General features: G+C 63.4%; 15 protein-coding genes. 4 read left to right on the top strand and 11 right to left on the bottom strand.

Annotated features, from left to right (window positions below):
* Positions 1–70: 70 nt before the first annotated feature.
* The 11 genes from olsB to sppA all read right to left on the bottom strand — a co-directional run bounded on the left by olsB (position 71) and on the right by sppA (position 10,534).
* Positions 71–946 carry a l-ornithine N(alpha)-acyltransferase gene (gene olsB, locus AC0L3L_RS28220; RefSeq protein WP_165848842.1) on the bottom strand — a complete coding sequence of 292 codons (876 nt, stop codon included), beginning with the start codon at positions 944–946 and terminating at the stop codon, positions 71–73.
* A 176-nt stretch (positions 947–1,122) separates the two neighbouring features.
* On the bottom strand, positions 1,123–3,411 hold the full coding sequence (locus tag AC0L3L_RS28215) for a hybrid sensor histidine kinase/response regulator (RefSeq protein WP_473640251.1): 2,289 nt from the start codon (positions 3,409–3,411) through the stop codon (positions 1,123–1,125).
* A 112-nt stretch (positions 3,412–3,523) separates the two neighbouring features.
* Positions 3,524–4,513, bottom strand: a complete 990-nt coding sequence (gene acuI, locus AC0L3L_RS28210) for an acrylyl-CoA reductase (NADPH) (RefSeq protein WP_473488047.1) — start codon at positions 4,511–4,513, stop codon at positions 3,524–3,526.
* A 55-nt stretch (positions 4,514–4,568) separates the two neighbouring features.
* Positions 4,569–5,069: a signal peptidase II gene (gene lspA / locus AC0L3L_RS28205; RefSeq protein WP_095496863.1), complete on the bottom strand. Its 501-nt coding sequence runs from the start codon at positions 5,067–5,069 to the stop codon at positions 4,569–4,571.
* Positions 5,070–5,077: 8 nt separating this feature from the next.
* Positions 5,078–5,935, bottom strand: coding sequence for a TrmH family RNA methyltransferase (locus tag AC0L3L_RS28200; RefSeq protein WP_123151729.1), 858 nt, complete (start codon positions 5,933–5,935; stop codon positions 5,078–5,080).
* Positions 5,936–6,982 (bottom strand): RsmD family RNA methyltransferase, encoded by a 1,047-nt coding sequence (locus AC0L3L_RS28195; RefSeq protein WP_473640249.1) that lies wholly within the window; start codon positions 6,980–6,982, stop codon positions 5,936–5,938. It lies immediately after the preceding gene.
* Between the two features lie 89 nt (positions 6,983–7,071).
* Positions 7,072–7,557: a DUF1772 domain-containing protein gene (locus AC0L3L_RS28190; RefSeq protein WP_123151730.1), complete on the bottom strand. Its 486-nt coding sequence runs from the start codon at positions 7,555–7,557 to the stop codon at positions 7,072–7,074.
* A gap of 137 nt (positions 7,558–7,694) precedes the next feature.
* A complete protein-coding gene (gene lhpI, locus AC0L3L_RS28185) occupies positions 7,695–8,675 on the bottom strand; it encodes a bifunctional Delta(1)-pyrroline-2-carboxylate/Delta(1)-piperideine-2-carboxylate reductase (protein ID WP_473640247.1) in 981 nt (326 codons plus the stop codon).
* A gap of 134 nt (positions 8,676–8,809) precedes the next feature.
* On the bottom strand, positions 8,810–9,142 hold the full coding sequence (locus tag AC0L3L_RS28180) for a LapA family protein (RefSeq protein WP_473488043.1): 333 nt from the start codon (positions 9,140–9,142) through the stop codon (positions 8,810–8,812).
* An 83-nt stretch (positions 9,143–9,225) separates the two neighbouring features.
* Positions 9,226–9,510 (bottom strand): integration host factor subunit beta, encoded by a 285-nt coding sequence (locus tag AC0L3L_RS28175; RefSeq protein WP_006200394.1) that lies wholly within the window; start codon positions 9,508–9,510, stop codon positions 9,226–9,228.
* 70 nt (positions 9,511–9,580) lie between these two features.
* On the bottom strand, positions 9,581–10,534 hold the full coding sequence (gene sppA / locus AC0L3L_RS28170; RefSeq protein WP_473640245.1) for a signal peptide peptidase SppA: 954 nt from the start codon (positions 10,532–10,534) through the stop codon (positions 9,581–9,583).
* 320 nt (positions 10,535–10,854) lie between these two features.
* On the opposite strand from sppA, the gene lptC reads away from it, so the two are divergent.
* The 4 genes from lptC (at position 10,855) to rpoN (ending at position 14,701) form a co-directional block, all read left to right on the top strand.
* A complete protein-coding gene (lptC, locus tag AC0L3L_RS28165; protein ID WP_473488041.1) occupies positions 10,855–11,568 on the top strand; it encodes an LPS export ABC transporter periplasmic protein LptC in 714 nt (237 codons plus the stop codon).
* Positions 11,555–12,166, top strand: coding sequence for an LptA/OstA family protein (locus AC0L3L_RS28160; RefSeq protein WP_473488040.1), 612 nt, complete (start codon positions 11,555–11,557; stop codon positions 12,164–12,166). The genes lptC and AC0L3L_RS28160 overlap by 14 nt, the downstream gene beginning before the upstream one ends.
* Positions 12,166–12,984, top strand: a complete 819-nt coding sequence (lptB, locus tag AC0L3L_RS28155; RefSeq protein WP_123151735.1) for an LPS export ABC transporter ATP-binding protein — start codon at positions 12,166–12,168, stop codon at positions 12,982–12,984. Before AC0L3L_RS28160 ends, lptB begins: the two co-directional genes overlap by 1 nt.
* Before the next feature lie 190 nt (positions 12,985–13,174).
* Complete coding sequence (gene rpoN, locus AC0L3L_RS28150) at positions 13,175–14,701, top strand: RNA polymerase factor sigma-54 (RefSeq protein WP_473640243.1); 1,527 nt, start codon at positions 13,175–13,177, stop codon at positions 14,699–14,701.
* The last annotated feature ends 266 nt before the right edge of the window (positions 14,702–14,967 follow it).

Raw genomic sequence — 14,967 nt, 5'->3', positions numbered from 1 at the left:
GCAATTGCCTACTCCGGCCGTTGGCCTGCTCCCCCTACTCCCCTACTGCCTTATTCCCCTACTGCCCTACTCAGGCGGCGAAACGCTGGGCTTCCCCGCCATAATAATTGACGTAGCGGGCACCGATCTCCTGGACCGGCATCACCACGAACACGTCGACCGTCGAGAATTCGCGGTCAATGACGCAGCCGTCGCCGATGCGCGCGCCGACGCGCAGATAGCCCTTGACCAGCGGCGGCATCGCCGCGATCGCGGCCTTGGCATTGACCGCCTCGATCGGCATCAAATCCATGGAACAGTAGCGCCCGGCGACCGCACGCACGTCCCAGGCCGAATTCGTCCGGCAGTGATGGGCGAGATAGGTCAGCGCTTCGGCGTGCGCCGCCGGCACGGTGCCGTGGAACGAAGCGCAACCGGTCATCACGCCGATCCCGTAATGGTTGATATAGGCCCAAATACCTTGCCAGAGCGCCTCAATGGTGCGCTTCGAGCGGTATTCCGGCAAGACGCAGGAGCGGCCGAGCTCGAGGAAACGCTGGCCGGGATGGCGGGCGATAAGATTGGTCAGTTCGAATTCGCCCTCGGAATAGAAGCCGCCGGCCGCTGCCGCGATTTCCTGCCGGAGCAGGCGGTAGGTACCGACAATGCGGCGATGCTCGGGACCGGACAGCGAGGTGTCGAAGACGAGCAAATGATCACAAAGCGGATCGAAATGGTCGGCGTCGCGGCGGTCCTGCACCTGGAACAGGTTCTTCCTGGCACCAAGCTCGTCATAGAACACCCGGTAGCGCACTTCCTGCGCGGCGGCGATCTCGGCCTCGTTGCGGGCGAGCCGCACTTCGAGATTGCCGATTCGGCCGAGCGCTTCGCCTTTTATGACGGCATCGACGTTCCGCCCGGTGAGCAAAGCACCACTGGCGTTCGGCCGAGCGTCACGTTCCGGCATAACTGTATGCACGAGTGATTCTCCTTCGAGCCATCCCTCTTGGCACGGGGATACGGTGTAGGTGCAACAGGATTGTGACAGTACCGTGATACGGTGCTACGGGCAATACTTCGTCGGCTGGGTAATCCTTCAACCGGCTATGTTACGCAGGGAAGCCAGGAAGGACAGCCGGCGGATCAGGCGGCCACCTGGCCCTCGATCGCATGGACAAGCGCGTCGGGGTCGAGCGGCTTGGTGACGAAGCCGCTGGCGCCATGGGCAAGCACCGCGTGGCGCGTCGTTTCCTGGCTGTCCGCCGAAAGCACCATGATTGGAACCGGCGGCACGGCGGTTTCCTCCTCGTGCCGGCGGATGGCGGCGATGGCGTCCAGCCCGTCCATGACAGGCATGTGCAGGTCCATCAGCACCACGTCGAAGCGGTGCTTGTGACCGGTCCCAGTGACGGCCTCGACGGCGGCCTTGCCGTTGCCGACCACTTTCACGCGATGCCCGGCCTTCAGCAGAGTGGCACGAGCAAGCATGGCGTTGATGTCGTTATCCTCGGCGATCAGCACGGACAGCCCCTGCCTGCGGCCGCCAATGGCACGGACGGATGGTGCGCCGGGCTTTTCCAGCTGTGGCTGGGTGAGGGCGGGCACGCTGCTGGTCAAAAGCACGCGCAGCAACGTCTCGCCGCGCACCGGCCTTGCCAGGAAGGTGGCGTAGCCGCTGGCGCGGAACTCGCCCAGCATGCCGCGGTCGGTAGGCGCGATCAGCGTGATCGCCTCGCAATCGGCAAAGCCGCTCTGGCGAAGGCGTTTGAGCAACCTGCCGTCGCCCTCCTCCATGACCGCATCGACCAGAAGCACGTCGCAGCCTTCTGCGAAGGACGCTGCCTGGGAGGCGGTCGCGGCCAGATCGACCATGCCGCCATTGGCACGGATGGTGCGGGCGATGGCGTCGGCCTCGATGGCGTTCTTCGACAGGATCACCGCGCGCCGTCCTGACAGCGCATTCAGGCGGGTCTGCGGCGGCTCGGTGGCCGATATTGCAGGGATTTCGAAGACGAACTCGGAGCCTTGGCTGAGCCGGCTCGATACCGAAATCGTGCCGCCCATGGCGATCACGAGGCGCCTGGAGATGGCAAGACCGAGCCCGGCGCCGCCATGCGCGCGGGTCGACGTGCCATCAGCCTGTTCGAATTCCTCGAAGATGCGCTCCATGTCGTCCTCGTGCAGGCCGGGACCGGTGTCGGCGACGGTGAAGCATATGCGGTCGGTGGTTTCGGTGCGGGTACGAGCGATGCTCACCAAAACGCCGCCGCTGTCGGTGAACTTGATCGCGTTGCCGATCAGGTTGAGCAGCACCTGCCGGACCCTTCCCGGATCGGCTGATATCATCTGCGGCACGTCGGGTTCGACATGGCAGCCAAGGCCGATATTCTTGGCGAAGGCCCGCGCAGCCAAGAGTTCGACGACGTTGTCGGCGATCTCGCGCACCGACATTGGCTGCGGTTCGGGATCGAAGCGGCCGGCCTCGATCTTCGAATAGTCGAGCAGATCCTCGATCAGCGCCAGCAGTGCGCTGGCCGAGGTCGAGACGGCGCCGACATAGGTCCGTTGTTCGGGCGAAAGATTGGTGTCCGCCAGCAGCCTGGCCATGCCGATGATGCCGTTCATCGGCGTGCGGATCTCGTGGCTGACGGTGGCGAGGAAGCGCGATTTGGCCTGGCTTGCATATTCGGCTCGCTCACGGGCGGTGATCAGCGACGATTCGGCGTGCTTGCGGGCGGTGATGTCGCGGGCGATGGCGCGATGCGAGGCGCCGCCGTTCTCCTTGTCGCGCACGGACAGTTCGATCCATGAGAACCAGCGCGGGCCAGCCGGCGTGCGAATGGCGACGTCGGTGGAACTCAGGCATTCGTGGTCGGAAAAAGCGGCATCGGGAACGATGCCGACGTCGATGCCGAGTTCGGCAAGGGTCCTGCCGGCAAGGTCGCGCTGATCGGCTCCGACAAGATCGGCGAAAACCTTGTTGGCATAGACGATGTGGCCGTCACGGTCGCGGTGGACGACGAGATCGCCAAGCGCGTCGATCAGCCCGCGAAAGCGTTCCTCGCTCTCCTGCATCTCCCACATGCGGTCGGCCAGGGTCTCGACCTCGGCGCGGCTGCGAGCTGCGGTCTCGCCAAGGAGGGCAACCGTACGACGCTCCTTGCGCCTGGCACGCAGATGCACGGCGAGACCGGCCATGCCAGTCGCCAAAAGACCGAAAGTGATGAAGACCGGCGCTCCGGTCAGATGCGACAGACCTGCCAGCACGACTATGGCGACGAGCGTCAGGAACAGCAGGCCTTCACGATTGGCGGCGGGCAGCTCGGGCGCCAGTGGCGGCGCTGCGATATGCTGCCGTCTTGGCGCCTCCGGGCCGATCTCGTCGACGCTTTCGGCGCTCTCCGTTTCTCTGATGCCGGATTCCGTGACCATGCGGAAACCCTTGCCAGACAGAGATTATGGAAAATTGCGGCCGATCGTTCGAATTTTATCGGTCGCGCGGTTTTTTTGCCTTCCTTTCGCGCAAAACGGCAGACGACAGAACTCACATATCCACCACCACGCGGCCACGGATCTTGCCCTCGACGATGTCGTGCGCGGCGTCGATGATGCCGTCAAAGCCGATGGTCGTGGATAGGCTGGCGAGCTTCTGGAGATCGAGGTCCGTGCCGATGCGGCGCCACGCCTCCAGGCGGACCGCTTTTGGCGCCATCACCGAATCGATGCCGAGCAGACAAACGCCGCGCAGGATGAACGGGGCGACGCTCGCCGGCAGATCCATGCCGCCTGCCAGGCCGCAGGCGGCGACGGCGCCGCCATAGGAGGTCATCGAAAGGACGTTGGCCAGCGTGTGACTGCCGACCGCATCGACGCCGCCGGCCCAGCGTTCCTTGGCGAGCGGCTTTGCAGGCTGGGCAAGCTCGTCGCGCGAAATCACTTCCGCAGCACCCAGGTCGATCAGATAGGGGCTTTCAGCGCTGCGGCCGGTCGAGGCGATGACATGATAGCCGAGGCTGGACAGGATCGAGACCGCGACCGAGCCGACGCCGCCGGCCGCGCCCGTCACCACCACCGGGCCGCGATCGGGCACGATGCCGTGCCGTTCCAGCGCGATGACGCAAAGCATGGCGGTGTAGCCGGCGGTGCCGATCGCCATGGCATCATGCGGGCTCATGCCCTGAGGCAGCTGCACCAGCCAGTCGCCGTTGACACGGGCACGCTCGGCATAGGCGCCAAAATGCGTCTCGCCGACGCCCCAGCCGTTCAATATGACCTTGTCCCCCTTGCGCCAGTCGGCATGGGAAGACGAGACGACGGTGCCGGCGAAGTCAATGCCCGGCACCAGCGGCCAGCGGCGGATCACCGGCGCCATGCCTGATATGGCGAGGCCGTCCTTGTAGTTCACCGTCGTCGCCTCGACGGCGACGGTGACATCGCCTTCCATCAGGTCGGCCTCGGTGAGGTCAGTCACCGCGACCGACTGTTTCTTCTCGGCGTCGCGCGAAACGAGGATGGCTTTGAAGGTTTCGGACATGTCTTCTTCTCCTCGGGCTTCTCGAATGGCCACTGTATGGCGGCAGAAGGCCAGGTCAATCGCTTGAGGGCTTGGCCTCGCGCCGCCAACCGATGAGTTCGTCGAAGACGACCACCACCGCGCCGACCGCGATGAAGGCGTCGGCGAGGTTGAAGATAGCAAAGGACCATACCGGGGTGTGGAACAGGATGTAGTCGATCACGTGACCATAGGTAACGCGGTCGAACAGATTGCCGAGCGCGCCGCCGACGATAAGCGCAAAGCCGATGCGGGTAAGCACGTGGCCGGGCGGGGTGCGGGCCGCGAGATAGAGCACGAAAGCGACGACGAAAGCGGCGATGACCACCAGGCCGGTGTCGCCGAAGGACGAAAACATCGAGAAGGCGATGCCGGTGTTGTAGGTGCGATACAGCGCCAGGAACGGCACAAGATCGACCTTTTCCTGGAAGGCGAGGCCGGTCTCGACCAGGTATTTCACCCACTGGTCGAGCGCTATCGCGGCGGCGACCAGCAGGGCGTAGGGGAACCATGATTTTGCCGTTGGGGATTTGACCATTTGGGATGTCACGGTTTGGCGTCCTCCGGGGCAAGTTTCAGCGCGCCGCGCCGGATCTCGAACAGCATGATGCCGGTGGCCACCGCGAGATTGAGCGAATCGGCGCGGCCGGCCTGCGGAATCCGCAGCAATCTGTCACAGCTTTCGGCCATGCTTTCGGGCAGGCCCTGCTGCTCGTTGCCCATCATCAGCAGCACCGGGCCTTTGGAAAAGTCGACCGAGCGGTAATCGACCGCACCCTTCAGATGTGTGCCGGCAACGAGGCCAGGAAAGCCTTTTCGCCACGCAAGGAAGGTTTCCGGCGTCGCCTTGGCGACCGGCACCGCGAAGATCGAGCCCATCGTGGCGCGCACGGTCTCGACGGAAAAAGGATCGGTGGTCTCGCCGACCAGGATGATGCCCTTGGCACCAACGGCATCGACGGTGCGGATGACAGTGCCGAGATTGCCGGGGTCGCGCACGCGGTCGAGCGCCACCCAGACGTCGCCGTCTCGAGCGCGGATGTCCTTCAGCGGCAGGAATTTCTGCGAAAAGACGCCGACCACCATTTGCGGGTTATCGCGCCGGGTGATGGCGACGAGCACTTTTTCCGAAACTTCGAGCACGGTGCCGCCGGCGGCAACCGTGCGCGCCGCGACCTTTTCGACTGCAGCGTTGCCGCGTCCGGCCTTGGCGAAGACCAGCGTCCGGATCGACCAGCCGAGGTCGAGCGCGTCGATGACCAGCTTCAGCCCCTCGGCCATGAAGGCGTTTTGCTGGTCGCGGAATTTCTTCAGGGAGAGCGCCTTGATGTCCTTGATCAACGGATTGGCGAGGCTGGTCACTTCCTTCACCTGCCCTGGCGCACCGGCGTGCCGCTCGCTCATTCAGGCCACCCAGCGTGAGAACAGCGACGTAGACAGCGCCCGGCCGGCGGATTTTTCGCGGATGATCAGTTCGCCGGATTCGACCGTGCCGCCCATGCCGGCAAATGTGTCGCGCATCAAGGCATGGATGGCGAAGAAGGAGGCGCGGATCGAATAGGCGGTCAGCACGACAGCAAGCGGCTTCGGCGTCAGGATCGAGCGGCAGAGGTCGGTCAGATCAGGCAGGTCCTCGAACAATTGCCAGACCTCGCCTTTGGGGCCACGGCCATAGGCGGGTGGATCGAACAGGATGATGTCGTAGCGGCTGCCGCGGCGCTCCTCGCGCTCGGCGAATTTCATGGCGTCGTCGATGATCCAGCGGATCGGCTTTTGCGACAGGCCCGCCATCTCCTGGTTCTCCCTGGCCCAGCCGATCGCCTTCTTGGACGCATCGACATGGGTGACCTCGGCGCCGGCGCGCGCCGCCACCAGTGAGGCAAGGCCGGTATAGCCGAACAGATTCAGCACCTTGACCGGTCGCTTCGCCGCCGCGATCAGCCCGGCCATGTGGTCCCAGTGCGAGGCCTGCTCTGGGAAGACGCCGACATGGCGAAACGAGGTGAAGCGGCCGAGATAGTCGATTCCGTCGTGCTTCATCGGCCAGGTCTCGCTTAGCGGCGTCTTGGGGAACCGCCAGCGGCCGATGCCTTCCTCGTCGGTGTCGCCGGTGAAAATGGCGTCGGCGCGGTCCCAGTCTTTGGCCGGCAACGCTTTTTGCCAGATCGCCTGGCCTTCGGGCCGGACGATGCGATAGGGCCCGTACTGCTCGAGCTTTTGACCGGCGCCGCTGTCGAGCAGCGCATAGTCGGCGTTGGGCGCCACTTCGAGGATCAGCGGCAGGTGTTCGGCGGGCAGGGCGCCGTCGCGGCGGGAAAGGACGCGCGGCGCGGCTTTCGGCTCGGTGCGGTTGCCCGATGCTGTGCCGGTCCCGCGCCGCGCCTGTTCCGCCCCGCCCTTTGCGAGCTGATGCGAGCGGCTGTCGCGGCGTTTGTCGCGAAAAGGTTTCAAGAAGAGCATCTCCGGGGCGACTTGGCCCGCTTCTGCCACAGCACATTCACCGGTGCAACAAACGCGGTCGCTGGACATTTCCGAAACGGTCAGCCGCGCCTGATCCAAAGCAGGGCGGCAACCAGCGATACGAAACCGACTGCCTTGAAGCCGGCGACGATCATATGGCCGGTTTCCCAGCGCCGTCGGATCGCTTCGAAATTTTCCGGAATCGGTCCAGGCACCCAGGTGGCCAGAATATCGTTCGCCGGCTTGACGAGAGCAAACCACATCGCAAGAGACACCGCATAGAGCACGGCAGCGGCCAACGCGTACCAGAACGCCGGACGGTCATTGCGCAGCATCCATGCGAGAAGTCCCGGGCAGCCGATCGCGGCCACGTCGAGTGGCGCGCCAATGACGGCAAACAGCTGGAACTGGGCGTTGAAGACAGTCGTCTCGCGCCAGAGCGAAGGCGACCACTTCGTCAGCCGAGGAGCCGATTCCAGGACATGGGCGAAGGACGGTCCAAGGCTGAGCGCCGCGACGACTGCGGCCAAGATGGACCAGAACAACAGGAACCCGCGTATCTCCATAACGCCCGAACAACGGCGTGACGCCGGAGACGTTCCCGTCCGAACGGGAACAGAGAAGCAGGGGAGTAAGGGAGTAAGTGAGTAAGTGAATAGGGGAAATATGACTAGCACGAAGCCGCACGATTGGTACGGCTCCCCTACTCCCCTACTCCCCTACTCTTCAGCGCCTTGTACACCGCAATGCCGGCGGCGAGGTCTTCGAGGGCTGCGCCGACCGATTTGAAAAGCGTGATCTCACCGGGGCTCTGCCGGCCTTTCTTTTGGCCGCGTGCCAATTCATGCAGGTCGGCGACGATGGCTTGCGCCTCCAGCACGCCCGAGGCCAGCGGCTGGACGATGTCGCCCGCTTCCTTGGTGGCGCCGGCCCGGGTGTCGACATAGACGCGGGCACGCGCAATCGCATCGTCGTCGCTTTCGCGCATGGTCGGCGTGAAACCGCCGACCAGATCGACATGGGTTCCCGGCTTCAACAGCGCGCCCTTGATCAGCGGCGTGGTCGTGATCGTCGCCGACGAAACGATGTCGGCCTGGCCGAGTTCGGCGTCGAGATCGCTCGCGGCGGTGGCCGCAAAGCCCTCGGCGCGCAATTCCGACGCAACCTTTTCTGCATTGGCCGGCGTGCGGTTCCAGATGCGGATGGCGGTGATCGGCCGCACCGCTGAATGCGCCTTGGCGAGGAACGGCGACAGCGCGCCGGCACCGACCACCAGCAGCCGCTCAGCGTCCTCGCGGGCCAGATAGGAGGCGGCCAGCGCCGAGGCGCAGGCCGTGCGCCACTGCGTCAACCGCTGGCCGTCGATCATGGCTTCAGGCTCGCCGGTCGCGCCGTCGAGCAGGAGGTAAAGCCCCATCACCGCGGGTTTGCCCACGGTGTTGTTGTCGGGCGACACCGTAACGATCTTGACGCCGATATGGCCGCCTGCCGACGTGCCGGCCGCATTGAAGTCGGTCCATGCCGGCATCAGGAGCAGCGTCGAGGCCGCGCCGTCGGGCCGTTCGACCATATGGTGATGCCTGACCGGTTGCATCGCGCCATCGCGAAAGGCCGCGCGCAGAGTCTCGACCAGGCCGGGAAAGGTCAGCGCATGATCGACCTCGGCCGCCGAAATGGTCAGCATGGGAAACTCCGTGGAGAGAAATACGCCTAACGCATAACCGCGGAAATCGGAACCGATTTCGGAAAAGATCATGCGTAATCAAAATGGTACGGCGTCCTATGTGCGTCCCAAAGGACGTGCGGCGCTTTGTTGGCTCAGTTCGTCGGCTTCGGCAAGGCCGGGCCTTGTGGCGCAGCCGGCGCACGGCTGACCGCTTGGCGCAGGTTCTCGGCCTCGACGCCGCGCTGGCGCGCCAGCCTGCGATAGCGGCCCTGCTTGATCCAGGTCGCCAGGCTGCCGACCACCATGCCGATGGCGAGAGCCAGGAACAGGAAGATGAAAAGCGGCAGCGTCAGCGTCAGCGCCGGATTGCCGGGGTTGAACGGATCCAGGGTGAAGGCAACCGGATCGCGATTGGCGACCGCCAGCGCAATCAGGATGACGGCCAGCGGCACGAAGACCACGACGAGCATGAAACGATTGAACATGGAATTTCCTGTCGAAGACGGGCTCGGCCGCGGGCCGCGCCCTACTGAAAAAGGCCGGCATGGCGCACGAGCTCGCGCGGCGCCTATTTGCCGCCGTTCAGCCTTTCACGCAATTCCTTGCCGGTCTTGAAGAACGGCACCCATTTCTCCTCGACCTCGACGGATTCGCCGGTGCGCGGGTTGCGGCCGGTGCGGGCGGGGCGGTTTTTCACCGAGAAAGCACCGAAACCGCGCAGCTCGACCCGGTTGCCTTCGGCAAGCGCGTCGGTGATCTCGTCGAAAATCGCGCCGACGATGTTTTCGACGTCGCGCAGAAAAAGGTGCGGGTTGCGTGTGGCGATGATCTGCACAAGTTCGGATTTGATCATGAGAAGGCTCCCCGTGAAAACACTGCGGTCAAAATTATGAGGATGATTTTATTTGCTTTTTTCACTCGTCTCAAGGGTGCCAGACGGAAACGAGACCGTCAAGAAACAAGCGGTCGGCACCAAGTTCGTGAATGATCTCGCCGCCATAGTCGGGCAGGCCGAGCGCACTGCCGATGGTTCGCGCCGTCGCTTTCGAGAACAGGAAGCCGCCGCTTTCCGCGTCCTTCCACTCCACCACCTTGAGCTTGGCGTCGACGCCCTTGGTCGCGAGCCAGTCGATCGCTTCGGTCTCGCCGCCGACCGCGTCGACCAATTTGTTGGCAACAGCCTGCCGGCCGGTGAAGATCGAACCGTCGGCCAGGGCCAGCGCCTCCGGCTTGGTCATGTTGCGTCGTTCGGCGACGACGCCGACGAACCAGTCGTAGCTGTCCAGGATCAGCTTGCGGACCATGGTGCGCTCGTCGTCATTGGTCGGCTTGAAAGGCGATGGCGAGGCTTTCAAGGGCGAGGATTTCACTTCCTCGAGCTTGATGCCGAGCTTGTCCATAAGGCCGCTGACGTCCGGATACTGGATCAGCACGCCTATCGAGCCGACGATCGACGATTTGCGCGCGACGATATGATCGGCAGCGGTGGCGATCATATAGCCCGCCGATGCGGCCAGCGTGCCGACCTCGGCCACCACCGGCTTCTCGGCGGCCAGCTTGCGCACTGCTTCGTAGATCGATTCGCCCCCGACGGTGGTGCCGCCCGGTGAATCGATCGACAGGATCACAGCTTTCACCCTCGATGATTGACGGATGGTGTCCAGTTGTTTGATCAGGTCTTCGTCTTCGGTAATGGTGCCCTCGATCTTGACCTTGGCGATATGGTCGACCGCCGTGCCAGTGAAGTCGTCACCGTAAATCCAGCTCGAAAAGGCAATCAGCCCGACTGCCGCGACAACAAGCGCTGCAACGCGCCAGAATGTCAGCTTGCGGCGCAAGCGGCGGCGGTCGATCAGGTCGTCGGCTCTCAGTGCCATGGTCAGCCTCATAGTCGGTGGAAGCAGATGCTTTTAAAGCAACCATCCGCGCCCGGCTACCGATTCCTGACGAGCTTGCGCCAAAGACAGGGTTTCGACGTTCGCGAGCCGGCGTTTCAAGAGACATCAAGACCAATCCACAGGCCCCTAACGCTGTGCGCCTGTATCTGGTATGAGATGCAAGTCGTGCCGGTTTCATTTTCGTTTGTACAACTGCAACCGTCACACTTTTGCGGTTTTCCTCCGCTTGTGCTTGCTTGAGGGCGCCGGCATCCCACCTATAGGGGTGCTTGGCGGCAGGGGTTTAAAAGAAAGCAGTTATGTTAGCGCGACCGATCGAACCGACCAACACCGAGACGGAGTTGGCTCCCCCGGACGTAGGCCCGGCGCGGGTCGACGCCTTCGGCATTGCCCAGCGCCATTCGCGCCGCGTGCGGATCTTGAAGCTGGCGGTGCCGCTGGCCGCTGCCGCGATCGCGGTCGCCTTCCCGATCTATACCTATCTCGCGGCGCCTGGCTCAATCCAGGTCCAGGCCGACGGCAGCGCCTTCGCCAATGGCAAGCTGGTGATGGCCAACCCCAAGCTCAACGGGTTCACCAAGCAGAAACTGCCCTATTCCATGACGGCCTTGCGCGCCCTACAGGACGTGACCAAGCAAGGCATCATCAATCTGGAGGGCATCGACGCCAAGCTGCCGATATCGACTGACAATGTGGCGGCCATCAATGCCTCGCACGGCACCTACAATCGTGACGGCAACACGATGAGCCTGACCAGCGATGTCACCATAACCACCACCGATGGCTTGGCGGCAAAGTTCAAATCGGTCTTTCTCGATATGGGCAAAGGCACTATGAAGACGAACGACCCGGTCGACGTCAGCCGCGGCGGGTCGCGGATCACCGCAGATTCGATGTCGATCCAGGACAACGGCAAGATCGTGGTTTTCGAGAACAGAGTGCGTGTCAACATCGATCCCGCCAGCTTGAAAGCGGCAGAGGCAATGAGCGGAGAATCCAATGCGGTTCAGTAGTTCGACACGGCTCGGGGCAGCAGCTTCGGCGTTGCCGGCCCTTGGGCTGGCTTTGGGGCTGAGCTTGGGGACGACGCCGGCTCTGGCGCAGTCCAAGGCCACCAGCCAGTTGTCGGGCCTCAAACTGTCCGGCGACAAGCCCATCCAGATCGAAAGCGATAAGCTCGAGGTCCGCCAGGCGGAAAGCGTCGCCGTGTTCACAGGAAATGTGAGCGTCGTCCAGGGGCCGACTTTGCTCAAGGCCGGCAAGATGACGGTCTATTACGTCAAGGACGCCGACGCTGACGCCAAGGAAGCGCAGGACGCAGGTGCCGCGATGACCGGCTCGGCCAACATCGACCGTCTGGAGGTGGCCAACAAGGTCTATATCAAATCGGACGACCAGGTCGCCACCGGCGACAGCGGCACCTTCGACATGAAGACGGAAGTGCTGGTGCTTTCAGGCAGCAAGGTCGTGCTTTCGCAAGGTGACAATGTACTGGTCGGCTGCAAGCTCACCGTGCAGATGAAGAGCGGCCTGGCCCAGGTCGACGCCTGCGGGGGCCGCGTCATGATGTCGATCACGCCGCCGGCGAAGTCGGGAGCGGCGAACCCCTGATGGTCGACGTAGCATCGCTGATGGCGCGTCTCCCAGGACGCGCCGCCAGCAAACTTGCGGCACCGGCCACGGTCAGCGTCGACCAGGTAAAGTTCAAGGGAACCTTGATCGCCAAGGGCCTGACCAAGAGCTACAAGGGCCGCAAAGTCGTCAGCGGCGTGACGATCGGCGTGCGTGCCGGTGAGGCGGTCGGGCTGCTCGGTCCCAACGGCGCCGGCAAGACGACCTGCTTCTACATGGTCACCGGCCTTGTGCCGGTCGATGAAGGCACAATCGAAATCGACGGCTTCGATGTCACCTCGATGCCGATGTACCGCCGCGCCCGCCTCGGCATCGGCTACCTTCCGCAGGAAGCGTCGATCTTTCGCGGCTTGAGCGTCGAGCAAAACATCCGTGCCGTGCTCGAAGTGGTCGAAAAGAGCCGCAAGGAGCGCGAACGCAGTCTCGACGAACTGCTCGAGGAGTTTCACATCAGCCATTTGCGCAAGGCCCCGTCGCTGTCGCTTTCCGGCGGCGAGCGGCGCCGCCTTGAAATCGCGCGCGCACTGGCGACCCGCCCCGCATATATGCTGCTCGACGAACCTTTCGCCGGCATCGATCCGATCGCCGTCGCCGATATCCAGCAACTCGTGCGCCATCTGACGGCGCGGGGCATCGGCGTGCTCATCACCGATCATAATGTCCGCGAGACGCTCGGCCTGATCGACCGCGCCTACATCATCCATGCCGGCCAGGTGCTGACCCACGGCCGGGCCGATGAAGTGGTCGCAAACCCGGATGTGCGACGGCTTTACCTCGGTGAGGGGTTTACACTCTAAGCGGGAAAATTCCCCTCCAAGCGCGATTTTTGGCGCGAGACGAGCCTTTTTCTCCGATTTCTCCTCCAAATAACGCACCGACAGGCGAGTTTTGATCGCTGTCGCCTTGACAAGCAAAAGCCGGGCCAGTTTCTATGCCCAACTCCTTCCGGCAGTCCGGATGCGTAGACAGGGCGTTTGAAACCGAACCATGGCGTTGGCGGCAAAACTACAGCTACGACAGTCCCAGTCGCTGGTGATGACGCCGCAACTCATGCAGTCGATCCGGCTGCTGCAGTTCACCCACGTCGAGCTGGAACGCTTCATCGACGACGAGATCGAGCGCAATCCTCTACTCGATCGCGCCGAGCCGCAGGACGATGCCGTCAGCGATCAGGCGCAGAAGATCGATGCCGTGCCGGAAACGGCCACCGGCGGCGACTGGTTCGAGAAGGAAACGGCGTGGAGCGCCGAGGCGATCTCGGAAAAGCTCGATACTTCGCTGGAAAACCTGTTTCCCGACGATCCCGGCACCAGCGAGCGGCTCGGTCCCGACCTGACGGCCCAATGGAAATCGGCCTCCGGCAACGGTTCCGCGTCCTCGTCGGACGGCTTCGAGGTCGGAGACATGGCGGCCGCCGCCATCACGCTGCGCGAGCATGTCGGCGAACAGGTCGCGCTTGCCTTCGCCGACCCGGCAGCACGCCTGATCGCCAGCGAACTGGCCGATGGCCTCGATGAGGCCGGCTACATGCGCGCCGACATGGCTGAGATCGCCGCTCGTCTCGGCACCGACAGAGCGGCGGTGACGAATGCACTCGAGGTCTGCCAGACATTCGAGCCCGCCGGCATCTTTGCCCGCGACCTCGCCGAATGCCTGTCGCTGCAGCTTGCCGTCCGCGACCGGCTCGACCCGGCGATGAAGGCTTTGATCGCCAATCTCGAGCTCCTGGCGCGGCGCGATTTCCAGACCCTGAAACGGATCTGTGGGGTCGACGAGGAGGATCTGCTCGACATGCTGGCCGAGATACGTGCGCTCGATCCGCGCCCGGGGATGGCGTTTTCGGGCGGTGCCAGCGATGCGATCGTCGCTGATGTCGAAGTGCGGGCGGCCAATGACGGGAGTTGGGTGATCGAACTCAATGCCGAAACGCTGCCGCGCGTGCTGGTCGACCATATCTATTTTGCCCAGGTTTCACCGCATGCGAAAAACCAGACGGAAAAGGATTTCCTGGCGGAATGCCTGCAAAACGCCAACTGGCTGACGCGCAGTCTCGACCAGCGGGCGAAGACCATCCTTAAAGTTGCCTCAGAAATCGTGCGCCAGCAGGACGCCTTCCTCGTCCATGGCGTGCGTCACCTGAAGCCGCTCAACCTGCGCACGGTGGCCGACGCCATCGGCATGCACGAATCGACCGTCAGCCGGGTCACCGCCAACAAATACATGCTGACGCCGCGCGGCGTGTTCGAACTGCGCTATTTCTTCACCGCCTCGATCGCTTCGTCGGGTGGCGGCGATGCGCATTCGTCTGAAGCGGTGCGCGACCGCATCAAGCAGTTGATCGACGAGGAGAAACCGGCCGACGTGCTTTCCGACGACGCGATTGTGGATATGTTGCGGGAAAGTGGCGTCGATATCGCCAGGCGCACGGTCGCCAAGTATCGGGAGGGCATGAATATTCCCTCGTCGGTGCAGCGGCGGCGTGAAAAACGCGCTTTGGCCAGCGCCGGACGTTGATCCCCGACGGAATTTCCACAGCTTTCGCGCTTCATTGACAAGCCGCATTGAAGTGGCTAGAAGCCCGCCCGCATGGGACGGGCTACTGCCCGCATGCGGATGGTCCGTCACGACGTTGGCCACGGGACGGTCAAAGAAGGCGGCTTGTGATCAACCGGAAAGTTCGGATTTAAAATCGGCGCAAGTGACGCCGCAAAGCTTGTGCGCACAGACCACGGGTATAAACTCGGGACAGTTTGAAGCCTGAGCAAGGAAGGTCAGTTTTC

The organism is Mesorhizobium sp. WSM4849, from assembly GCF_055811385.1.
Note: the sequence above shows the minus strand (reverse complement) of the source record. Positions and strands in the feature narration are given on the sequence as shown.

What these genes read in the sequence shown, in the direction of transcription:
- olsB (WP_165848842.1), bottom strand. Translation starts at nt 946, where the DNA reads ATGCCGGAACGTGACGCTCGGCCGAACGCCAGTGGTGCTTTGCTCACC.
- AC0L3L_RS28215 (WP_473640251.1), bottom strand. Translation starts at nt 3,411, where the DNA reads ATGGTCACGGAATCCGGCATCAGAGAAACGGAGAGCGCCGAAAGCGTC.
- acuI (WP_473488047.1), bottom strand. Translation starts at nt 4,513, where the DNA reads ATGTCCGAAACCTTCAAAGCCATCCTCGTTTCGCGCGACGCCGAGAAG.
- lspA (WP_095496863.1), bottom strand. Translation starts at nt 5,069, where the DNA reads ATGGTCAAATCCCCAACGGCAAAATCATGGTTCCCCTACGCCCTGCTG.
- AC0L3L_RS28200 (WP_123151729.1), bottom strand. Translation starts at nt 5,935, where the DNA reads ATGAGCGAGCGGCACGCCGGTGCGCCAGGGCAGGTGAAGGAAGTGACC.
- AC0L3L_RS28190 (WP_123151730.1), bottom strand. Translation starts at nt 7,557, where the DNA reads ATGGAGATACGCGGGTTCCTGTTGTTCTGGTCCATCTTGGCCGCAGTC.
- lhpI (WP_473640247.1), bottom strand. Translation starts at nt 8,675, where the DNA reads ATGCTGACCATTTCGGCGGCCGAGGTCGATCATGCGCTGACCTTTCCC.
- AC0L3L_RS28180 (WP_473488043.1), bottom strand. Translation starts at nt 9,142, where the DNA reads ATGTTCAATCGTTTCATGCTCGTCGTGGTCTTCGTGCCGCTGGCCGTC.
- AC0L3L_RS28175 (WP_006200394.1), bottom strand. Translation starts at nt 9,510, where the DNA reads ATGATCAAATCCGAACTTGTGCAGATCATCGCCACACGCAACCCGCAC.
- sppA (WP_473640245.1), bottom strand. Translation starts at nt 10,534, where the DNA reads ATGGCACTGAGAGCCGACGACCTGATCGACCGCCGCCGCTTGCGCCGC.
- lptC (WP_473488041.1), top strand. Translation starts at nt 10,855, where the DNA reads ATGTTAGCGCGACCGATCGAACCGACCAACACCGAGACGGAGTTGGCT.
- AC0L3L_RS28160 (WP_473488040.1), top strand. Translation starts at nt 11,555, where the DNA reads ATGCGGTTCAGTAGTTCGACACGGCTCGGGGCAGCAGCTTCGGCGTTG.
- lptB (WP_123151735.1), top strand. Translation starts at nt 12,166, where the DNA reads ATGGTCGACGTAGCATCGCTGATGGCGCGTCTCCCAGGACGCGCCGCC.
- rpoN (WP_473640243.1), top strand. Translation starts at nt 13,175, where the DNA reads ATGGCGTTGGCGGCAAAACTACAGCTACGACAGTCCCAGTCGCTGGTG.